General features: G+C 41.5%; 2 protein-coding genes. Both read right to left on the reverse strand.

Features of this window, described 5'->3' with window-relative positions:
• A partial coding sequence (locus tag CBG25_RS00800; protein ID WP_290603814.1) for a pentapeptide repeat-containing protein occupies positions 1-730 on the reverse strand: 730 nt, incomplete at its 3' end.
• Positions 731-738: 8 nt separating this feature from the next.
• On the reverse strand, positions 739-1,220 hold a 482-nt coding region (locus tag CBG25_RS00805; protein WP_290603815.1), incomplete at its 5' end, for a hypothetical protein.

Here is a 1,220-nt window from a genome sequence, read left to right on the forward strand (position 1 = left end):
TCAGTAGTGCATCTAGGCTATCCTCATCCCACTCGCCAGGTAGCTGAAGGGTAAAACTGTCGTGTAAAGAAGCACCGGCAAAATTAGTGTTACTAATTGTTAACTCTTTGAAGATAGTATTACTCAGATCAGCGTTGCTAACATCGCTGTTCGCAAGGTTAGCCCCGGTTAGGTCGGCTTGATCAAAAATCGCCTCACGTAGTGTAAGGCCATTCAATTTGGCTTGCGTTAAATTGGCACTAGTGAAATTTACACCATTGAGGTTAGTATCAACTAATATCACACCAGTTAGATTAGCCTTGGTCAGATTGGCGTTAGTCAAGTTAGCGTTCGCTATCTTAGCTTGCGCCAAATTGGCGCCAGTCAAATCACTATTAGTTAAGTCACTATTATTTAAGTAAGCTTCTTGCAGTATAGTTCCGTTCATTGCAGAGTTGACTAAATTAGTGTTACATAAATTAGCCTTAGTTAAGTTAGCTCCTGCTAATTGCGCTTCATTTAGATTAGCCATGAGTAAATTAGCATTAGCCAGCTGAGTTTGGTTCATTATCGCTTTTGTTAGGTTAGCTTCCACGATGATAATGTCTTTCAGGTTAGATCTGCTTAGATTAGTACCTTGTAAATTCGCGTGAGCAAGGTTATGGTAGCCACCAAAAACTTGGGTAAGATCCATGTAACTTAAGTCTTCACTTGATAAGTTAAGTTTGCTTCCAATCCGGCGTTTTGCCAATTGTGTGCTTAATGCTTGCAGTTTTTGTTGTTGTGATTGGTAGAAAGAGGAAACTTCAGATTGAAGTGGCCAATTTTTAGCGGCTTCATTCGCCCGTTTGCCCCCATTCCTTGAGTTTTTAATTGATAAAGCCGCTCGCGGATTGACACTGGTGCTAATTTCAGTTCACCTGTCGAGTTGCGCAGATATTTACAGCCAAAAAGGGTATTCGTTTCCAGATTGATCTGCACCCAAATGTCTTTACCCCGCTGTTTACCGATCTTAACTACCTGAACCTCTTTTTCCAAATCAGGACGATAAGCCACCTCTACTTTAAACGGCTTAATCGGCTCATGCGGCAAATCTTGCGCTTTTTTTTCCAGTGCTTTGATTAATGGGGTTAATCCGCGAACTTTCTGTTGGGCTTGCTGCGCGGCGTTTTTTAAGGCAATAATACCTTTTCTTCCCCACGATATTAATAATTCAAAACCGGGATCCGCACCACGTAAAA

Origin of the sequence: Arsenophonus sp. ENCA (assembly GCF_002287155.1) — a bacterium.
In the GTDB taxonomy this organism is placed as follows: Bacteria; Pseudomonadota; Gammaproteobacteria; order Enterobacterales; family Enterobacteriaceae; genus Arsenophonus; species Arsenophonus nilaparvatae.